Below are 7999 nucleotides of genomic sequence, written 5' to 3' on the forward strand. Positions count from 1 at the left end.
CGATTGGATTGGAGTGAAAAAGGACATGAGTGAACGAAAAAAAGTTGTCATAATCGGCGGCGGCATCACAGGTCTCGCTGCAGCGTATTATATGCAAAAAGATGCCCGTGAACAAGGACTTCCCATAGACATCATCATGATTGAAGCTTCAACAGAACTAGGTGGAAAAATCCAAACAGTCCGTCGAGACGGCTATGTAATCGAACGCGGTCCCGATTCCTTTTTGATCCGTAAAAAAAGTGTAGACCAATTAGCGACTGACCTGGGTATAGATGATCAGCTTGTGCGTAACGCAACAGGGCAAGCCTATATTTTGCTACATAATCAGATGCACAAAATCCCAGCAGGTGCTGTCATGGGTGTACCGACTGAAATCAAACCTTTCATTACATCAGGTTTATTCAGTTTAAGCGGTAAAATACGTGCGGCAGGTGACTTTGTATTACCACGTTCTGAAGTAACTGGAGATCAGTCGCTCGGTAAGTTTTTCCGTCGACGCTTTGGTACAGAAGTGGTAGAAAATCTAATAGAGCCATTATTGTCGGGCGTCTATGCCGGCGATATCGATCATATGAGCCTGGAATCGACTTTCCCACAGTTTTATGAAGTGGAAAAAAATTATCGCAGCTTAATTTTAGGAATGAGGAAGACTACTCCTAAACAGCTACCGCAAAAAAATAGTCATAGTTCGAAGAAAATGGGTGCTTTCCATACATTTAAAAATGGTCTGGATTCATTGATCGAAGCATTGGAAGAGCAACTGACTGATGTCAACGTTATGAAACAGACGCGTGTCACGAAAATAGTGAAACAAGACGACCGTGCCGTTCTGACATTGAATGATCAGCAGCAAATCGTAGCAGATGCAGTCATCATGTCGACTAGCCACGTAGTAGCGAGCCGTTTATTTGAGCCGCATGGACTGTTGAAAGAACTAGGAACGATTCCGATGACATCTGTCGCAACGGTCGCACTAGGTTACCCGAAGAGTGCGATGAAGAGCGATATCGATGGAACAGGTTTCTTAGTACCACGCAGTAGTAATCATTCGATTACAGCATGTACACTCGTCGATCGTAAATGGCCAACGACAACACCAGACGATAAAGTCATGGTGCGAGCATTCGTCGGACGCGTTGGGGAAGAAGCGATTGTCGACTTACCGGATGCTGAGATCGAGAAGATTGTTCGCAAGGATATGAAAGAAATTCTCGGGCTCGAAGGTGAACCCGATTTCTGTATCATTACACGCTGGAAAGAGGACAGACCGCAATACCGCGTAGGCCATAAAGAGAAGGTTTTACGTGCGCGGGAAGAAGTGCAATCGGAGTTTCCAATGGTCGAGCTGGCTGGCGCATCCTATAATGGAGTGGGTTTACCAGACTGTATCGATCAAGGAGTCGCCGCGAAAGATCACGTATTGGCGAAGCTGTTTAAATAACCTAGAAAAATCTGTACAACAATTGTTGTGCGGATTTTTTTATGTTGTATGGCGAGTGGATTTGTCTGGAAAGTTCGGTTGGCCTAGCACAATGGGCGAGCTGCTCAATTTATGTATGTATTTCCGCACAAAAAAAGCGAATATAGGAATATTCGCCGAATGAAAGTTTTTTTTATTTTACGTTGCAATGAATACATTGATTAGAGTAACACTCGTGCTGCTCTTCAATTTCAGTTCCACATGTCGCACAAACCTTCGCCGGCAAGTTCTTGAAAAATTCTACGATGCTTTCTACCATATTTATCAATCCCCTTCTGTTTGTTGTATAACTCTTTGGTATATACACATTGTATTATAACAGATGCCGGAAGTCAACAATTCATTTAACTATCTGTTAAAATGGATTCAAGCCTTTTGTGACGGGCTTTCAGGCAGTTTTAGCTGTTTGAAATTGAAAGAATTAACTGAAAATAAATGCGGCAATTTTGTGAGGAGAGAAGAAAATATGAAATTTATCGATAATCAAGGCATTACAGACCCGCGTATTAACCTAGCTATTGAGGAATATGTACTCAATACGATGGACGTAGACAAAGATTCGTATTTACTGTTCTATATCAACGAACCTTCTATCATAATTGGAAAGAACCAAAATACAGTTGAAGAAATCAATACAGAGTTTGTCGATCGTCAAGGCATTCACGTAGTACGGAGACTGTCCGGTGGCGGTGCGGTGTATCATGATAAAGGAAACTTAAACTTCAGTTTCATTACGAAAGACGATGGAGAATCATTCCGTAACTTTAAGAAGTTCACAGAGCCTGTAACAGATGCGCTGGCTAAAATGGGGATCAAAGCGGAATTGCTTGGTCGTAACGATATTTTGATTGATGGACGGAAAATCTCAGGGAATGCACAGTTTGCTACAAAGGATCGCATGTTTAGCCATGGGACGTTATTGTTTGATACAGATATGGAAGGTGTCGTGAATTCACTTAAAGTGAGGAAAGACAAAATCGAGTCAAAAGGGATCAAGTCGATTCGCAGTCGTGTCGCGAACATTTCCGAGTTCTTGGAAGAGCCCATCTCCATTGAACAGTTTAGACAGGAAATCTTGAACTCGATGTTCGATGGGGAAGAAAATATTGAGTATCGTGTGTTGACGGATGAAGACTGGACGAAAATCCGTGAATTGTCTGCGGAGCGCTATGGTAACTGGGAGTGGAATTACGGACGTTCACCGAAGTTTAACTTACAGCAATCCAAACGTTTTCCTGTCGGTGGCATTGATGTTCGTTTGCAAGTCGAAAAAGGCAGTATAGAAAACGTCAATATATACGGTGACTTTTTCGGTGTTGGCGAAGTTCAAGAAATCGAAAATCGTTTAGTAGGCGTGAAATACGAGCGCAAGGCAATTACTGAAGCACTCGAGTCTCTGGACGTTGAGAAAATCTTAGGTGGTATTAAGCTGGAAGAATTTGTGGATGTAATCTATTAAAGAACAGCGCATGTCTTGCGGGATATGCGCTTTTTGTGTACGAGGATTCATTTATGTGTGCTGTGAAATGCGCTATACTAAATATAATGAGAAAGTGAGGGGTTACGGTGAAACATCGAATATTTATTGTAGAAGATGATTTGAAAATTGCCCAACTACTAGCGGGAACGCTTGAAAAATATCAATATGAAGTCGCAATTATTCAGGACTTTGACCGAGTCGTCGAAGAATGTAACGCGTATAATCCGCATTTAGTGCTTTTAGATATCAACTTGCCAGTTTACGATGGCTACTATTGGTGCCGGCAGCTACGCCAGCATACGATGTGTCCAATTATTTTTATCTCGGCACGCTCAGGTGATATGGATCAAGTTTTTGCGCTTGAAAATGGTGGCGATGATTTCATTACGAAGCCATTCCATTATGAAATTGTACTGGCGAAAATTAAAAGCCATTTGCGTCGTTCGTTCGGGGAATACTCACCGAATCAGTCGGAGCGCATGATTGCATCAGGTGATCTGACGTTATATATAGAACGGATGACGCTACAAAAAGGCAAGGAAGAAATTCCACTTCAGAAGAAAGAGTGTGTCATTTTGGAATTGCTAATGGGCGAGTCTCCGAAAGTCGTGTCACGCGAAAGATTACTCGAAGAACTGTGGGATGACCAATCATTCGTCGATGAAAATACACTCAACGTCAATATGGCCAGAGTGCGCAAGAAATTGACCGATTATGATGTGCGGTCTTGGATTGAAACGGTGCGTGGTGCGGGGTATCGCTTCATGCCGGAGTCGGAAGCCTAATGAAAGCTTTCACACTGTTCGTTAAAGAGCATGTACCGTTCATGTTGTTTCAAATCGGACTCGTATCGTTCATTCTACTATTGTTTTGGCTTGACGGTTTCCGCAGTCCGAACACGGCGATCTATTCGGTCGCGATGAGTATTTTACTGACGGCGGGCTATTTGGGAGCGAAATACATCATGCGGCGTACGTATTATGCGAGAATCGTTGAAAAGCCGAAGCAAATGGAAGATGCGTTGATACGGCACGTCATGACGCCTGAACATAAAAAGACGATAGAATTTACGCGTGAATTATATCGCCTGTACCAGCATGAAGTACAGACATTATATAATAGACAAAATCGTCATTTGCATTTTATGAACCAATGGGTGCATCAAATGAAAACGCCGATCTCGGTCATTAATTTATTATTACAAGAAGATGAAGTCGATAAGAAAAGTATCGAGCAGGAAGTGGGGCGCATCCAAAACGGATTGGAAATCGTCCTGGTCAATGCACGCCTTGAAACGTTTGAAGAAGATATGCAAATTGAACGGCTATTGCTTCGGCAAGTGTTGCAAGAAGTGCTCAATGACAATAAACGACTCTTCATTGCGAACGGTCTGTTTCCCGTGCTGAACGTCGAGGAGCACTTAACGGTTGCGACCGACCGGAAATGGATTAAGTTCATGCTCAATCAATTCATTACGAATGCAGTGAAATATACATTTGAAAAAGGAAAGAAAATACATGTCAATGCAGTGCAGCTTCAAGAAGGGCTGTGTCTTGAAATCGTCGATGAAGGAATCGGAATACCGGCATCCGATTTACACCGTGTGACGAAAGCATTCTTCACAGGTGAAAACGGTAGATTGTCCGGTGAATCGACCGGCATGGGGCTGTATATCGCGTCCGAAGTCTGTGAGAAACTGGGCCACCAACTGACGATATCTTCAAAACAAGGTGAAGGCACGACGATTGCATTACTATTTACAGACGGAGAGGCGGGTGAACAACCAAATGACACAACCGGTCGTTAAGATGGAAGATGTAACGAAGATCTATGAAGGAAAAGTGATACATCGTGCACTGAATCAATTGGACTTTGATGTGCAAGAAGGGGAGTTCGTTGCCATTATGGGCCCGTCGGGTAGTGGCAAGACGACGTTGCTGAACTTATTGATGGCGACGGATATTCCGACCTATGGCAAGATTGTCATTGGAGGCGTGGAACCAGAAAAGCTCAGTCAAAATGAAATTGCTCTATTCCGCAGACGGCAAATTGGTTTCGTCTTTCAGGAAATTAACTTACTGCAAATGCTGACGGTGGAAGAAAATCTTGTATTGCCGTTAACGCTTGATGGATTACCTGTTGAAGAGATGAAAAAACGAGTAGAAGATATGGCGCAAAAGCTGAACTTGGGAGATATTTTGGAGCGTCGACCGGATGAATTATCAGGTGGACAAGCACAGCGTACCGCGATAGGACGGGCGCTCATCCATCAGCCGAGCATAGTGTTAGCGGATGAGCCTACAGGAAACCTGGATTCTAAATCAGCGAAAGATGTGCTTGAATTACTCGAACATATTAACCAGCATGAAAAGACGTCAATCATTATGGTGACGCACGACCCGATTGCTGCGAGTTACTGTGACCGCGTATTGTTTATTAAAGACGGTGAGTTTTTCAATGAAATTTATAAAGACGAACGCCGGCAAACATTTTTCCAGCGGATCTTGAATGTGTTGTCGTTACTTGGAGGGAATGTGAATGACTTTTCGACAGTTCGCTTACCGTAACGTCCTTCGTAACCGCCGAGTCTACGCCGCATTCTTCATGGCGAGTGTATTTTCCGTCATGGTGTTTTTCCTCTATTCGATGTTGTTATTCCATCCGTCGATTGAAAACACCTTTCTAAAAGAGATTTCAACGCTCGGTATGGGCATAGCGGAAATCATTCTATTTATCTTCACGCTGTTTTTCCTGTTTTATTCGATGCGTGCATTTTTGCAGGCGCGATCGAAAGAGTTCGGTGTGTTACTGCTTCTCGGAATGGCAAAGCGCCAGTTGCATCGCCTCATTTTCATCGAGACGATGTTGCTTGGATTCGCATCGATCATCAGCGGAATTTTCCTCGGCTTCATGTTTTCGAAGTTCTTCTTCATGATTGTCAAAGCGATTGTACAAATTCCAGTTTTACCGCTTTATTTATCTTGGAAACCATTCGTGCTGACGATGGGTGCATTCCTTAGTTTATTCGCTATCATTTCATATATCGCACCCGTATTCATTCAGCAAGGGCAAGTATCGGACTTATTGAATGGGGATATGGCCGTGCAATCGGTTTATTCGTACTCGAAAAGCCGTGGGATCTTTGGCGTCGTGCTATTATTGCTCGCCTACGCGATGGCGGCATTCGTCTCACGCTCGAGCATCATTAGTCTGTTCTTCTTGCTACCGCCACTCCTCACAGTCGGAACGTATTACTTTTTCACAGACACCTTACCGCTTGTATTGCATGCACTGCGACGGCAAAAGAAAATTTTTTGGCGAGACTTCTGGATGATCTCAATCTCGGAAAGCATCGTCCGTTTAAAAGAAAATGCGCGGATGTTCTTCATCGTGACGATCGTTTCGACAATAGCGTTCATGTCAGTCGGTATTCTGGCGTCGTTAACGTCGTTCGCTTCGCAATACCGTGAAGTGAATCCACTCGGGCTTATTTATAAAAGCTTGCCGCATAATGAATTCGAGTACCAACATATTGCGAAATTGACCAATGAACTCGACCAACAAGGTCTTGATTACTGGGCTGTACGATTTCGTGTGCTGGAACAGCAATCTTCTTATACTAAGAATAAAGTCAATATCGTCAAGCTGTCTGATCTGAATGAATTGGCCGCAACCTTCGGGGAAAAGCCGCTTTCCTTACAAAGTGGACACGCGTTGTTCTTACCTGCAACAGCGGCCGCCGCTAATCAGTTGTCGACAGAATCAGTCAACACCGAACTGGCTGACAGCAGCGTCTCACTCGAGATCGAAGGCGTCTATCCGTATAAACTGTTTCCGCCAAACGCGCTTGGGCTCAATACGATCGTCGTCAATCATTTGGACTTCGACCGCATTGAAGAACAAGCGGGCGTCGATGCACTGGCGTTTAATTATTATGCGTTTAACGTACGGGACTGGCAAGAGACGCGGGAAATCGGATTGTCTATCCATGCCCAAGTGCTGGCGGGGCTTATGCTCGAACACCGCGATCCAGTGCGCTATGAGTTTGAGAATCCAGGGTTGAATTACTCGCATATCCGCATGACGTTTTCGTTGCTGTTGTTTATCGGATTATTGCTGGCAGGCGTATTTTTCCTTGCGTCCGGTAGTTTTATCTATTTCCGTTTGTATACGTCGCTCAGCTACGATCGACGGCAGTATGCGGTGTTGCAGCGGATTGGGATGACGGATAGGGAGTTTACGAAGATCGTCAACCGGCAATTGATTCCGCAGTTTTTCTTCCCGTGGGGTGTGTCGTTCATCCACAGTGTGTTTGCGTTTATGTCGCTGCAGGTGATTTGGGATGCGCTGGCTGAGATTTCGATTGTCAAGGAGCTGGCGCTTGTGCTGGCGGGCTTTGCGCTGATGCAGATTTTCTATTTCTATCTGATCCGCTGGCGTTATATTTCACATATCAAGGCACCTACTTCTTAGGAAGGGGTGTCTTTTTGACTGGCATTAGATTAGTTTAATTCAGAAGTGGAAGTGGGGTAAGGGTGGGGATTTGCGCTCTAGGCGGACGCGTTCTGGAGGGCCCGCGGTGAGCCCCCTAGTCGCTGTGCTCCTTTAGTGGTCTCACCTGTCGGGCTGATCCTCCCAGAGTCGCCGCCTGCCGCTCCAATCCCTTGCAATCAGAGTGGGTGATACTTTCCAAAGTTCACTGTAGTTGGGGTTGTAATTGCTTTTGCAGTTAGACTTTAATTTGAACTTGACTGAAATAAGCTCAAAGCCTAAAATTACACACTAATATTAGTAAGTGATCTACATCCATACACTCTAAAATTAGGATTGAAGCGGAAGCTGGGGCGACTCCGGGAGGATCAGCGTGCGCCTTGAGACCCCGCAGGGAGCGAAGCGGACGAGGAGGCTCAAGCCACCATAGCTGTCAACTTAAGAATTCACAGTAAATTTATAACCCGCATCCCATGCACTATACATGGTTTACTAGCTTGATTAAAAGGGTAAGATCTTTGTAAGCACGCTAAATAAACGACGCTCTC

The 7999-nt window shown here is 44.4% G+C and carries 7 protein-coding genes; 6 read left to right on the top strand and 1 reads right to left on the bottom strand.

What is annotated here, in order from left to right; translation table 11 throughout:
* The first annotated feature begins 25 nt into the window (after window positions 1-25).
* Window positions 26-1441 (top strand): protoporphyrinogen oxidase, encoded by a 1416-nt coding sequence (gene hemY, locus CSV80_RS16700; protein ID WP_099669827.1) that lies wholly within the window; start codon window positions 26-28, stop codon window positions 1439-1441.
* A 172-nt stretch (window positions 1442-1613) separates the two neighbouring features.
* On the opposite strand, the gene yhfH is transcribed toward hemY, so the two are convergent.
* Entirely contained in the window at window positions 1614-1739 is a 126-nt protein-coding gene (yhfH, locus tag CSV80_RS16705) for a protein YhfH (RefSeq protein WP_099669828.1), read from the bottom strand.
* A 207-nt stretch (window positions 1740-1946) separates the two neighbouring features.
* On the opposite strand from yhfH, the gene lplA reads away from it, so the two are divergent.
* The 5 genes from lplA to CSV80_RS16730 all read left to right on the top strand — a co-directional run bounded on the left by lplA (window position 1947) and on the right by CSV80_RS16730 (window position 7433).
* Window positions 1947-2939: a lipoate--protein ligase gene (gene lplA / locus CSV80_RS16710; RefSeq protein WP_099669829.1), complete on the top strand. Its 993-nt coding sequence runs from the start codon at window positions 1947-1949 to the stop codon at window positions 2937-2939.
* A 107-nt stretch (window positions 2940-3046) separates the two neighbouring features.
* Entirely contained in the window at window positions 3047-3745 is a 699-nt protein-coding gene (locus CSV80_RS16715; RefSeq protein ID WP_029052562.1) for a response regulator transcription factor, read from the top strand.
* A complete protein-coding gene (locus CSV80_RS16720) occupies window positions 3745-4767 on the top strand; it encodes a sensor histidine kinase (protein WP_099669830.1) in 1023 nt (340 codons plus the stop codon). The genes CSV80_RS16715 and CSV80_RS16720 overlap by 1 nt, the downstream gene beginning before the upstream one ends.
* Window positions 4748-5527, top strand: a complete 780-nt coding sequence (locus tag CSV80_RS16725) for an ABC transporter ATP-binding protein (RefSeq protein ID WP_099669831.1) — start codon at window positions 4748-4750, stop codon at window positions 5525-5527. The genes CSV80_RS16720 and CSV80_RS16725 overlap by 20 nt, the downstream gene beginning before the upstream one ends.
* The gene (locus CSV80_RS16730) at window positions 5499-7433 is read left to right on the top strand and encodes an FtsX-like permease family protein (RefSeq protein WP_099669832.1); all 1935 of its coding nucleotides are present in this window, start codon (window positions 5499-5501) and stop codon (window positions 7431-7433) included. Before CSV80_RS16725 ends, CSV80_RS16730 begins: the two co-directional genes overlap by 29 nt.
* Window positions 7434-7999 lie beyond the last annotated feature (566 nt).

It is taken from the genome of Sporosarcina sp. P12(2017) (assembly GCF_002743035.1).
Taxonomy (GTDB): domain Bacteria; phylum Bacillota; class Bacilli; order Bacillales_A; family Planococcaceae; genus Sporosarcina; species Sporosarcina ureae.

What these genes read in the sequence shown, in the direction of transcription:
- CSV80_RS16725 (WP_099669831.1), top strand. Translation starts at nt 4,748, where the DNA reads ATGACACAACCGGTCGTTAAGATGGAAGATGTAACGAAGATCTATGAA.
- lplA (WP_099669829.1), top strand. Translation starts at nt 1,947, where the DNA reads ATGAAATTTATCGATAATCAAGGCATTACAGACCCGCGTATTAACCTA.
- CSV80_RS16720 (WP_099669830.1), top strand. Translation starts at nt 3,745, where the DNA reads ATGAAAGCTTTCACACTGTTCGTTAAAGAGCATGTACCGTTCATGTTG.
- CSV80_RS16730 (WP_099669832.1), top strand. Translation starts at nt 5,499, where the DNA reads ATGACTTTTCGACAGTTCGCTTACCGTAACGTCCTTCGTAACCGCCGA.
- hemY (WP_099669827.1), top strand. Translation starts at nt 26, where the DNA reads ATGAGTGAACGAAAAAAAGTTGTCATAATCGGCGGCGGCATCACAGGT.
- yhfH (WP_099669828.1), bottom strand. Translation starts at nt 1,739, where the DNA reads ATGGTAGAAAGCATCGTAGAATTTTTCAAGAACTTGCCGGCGAAGGTT.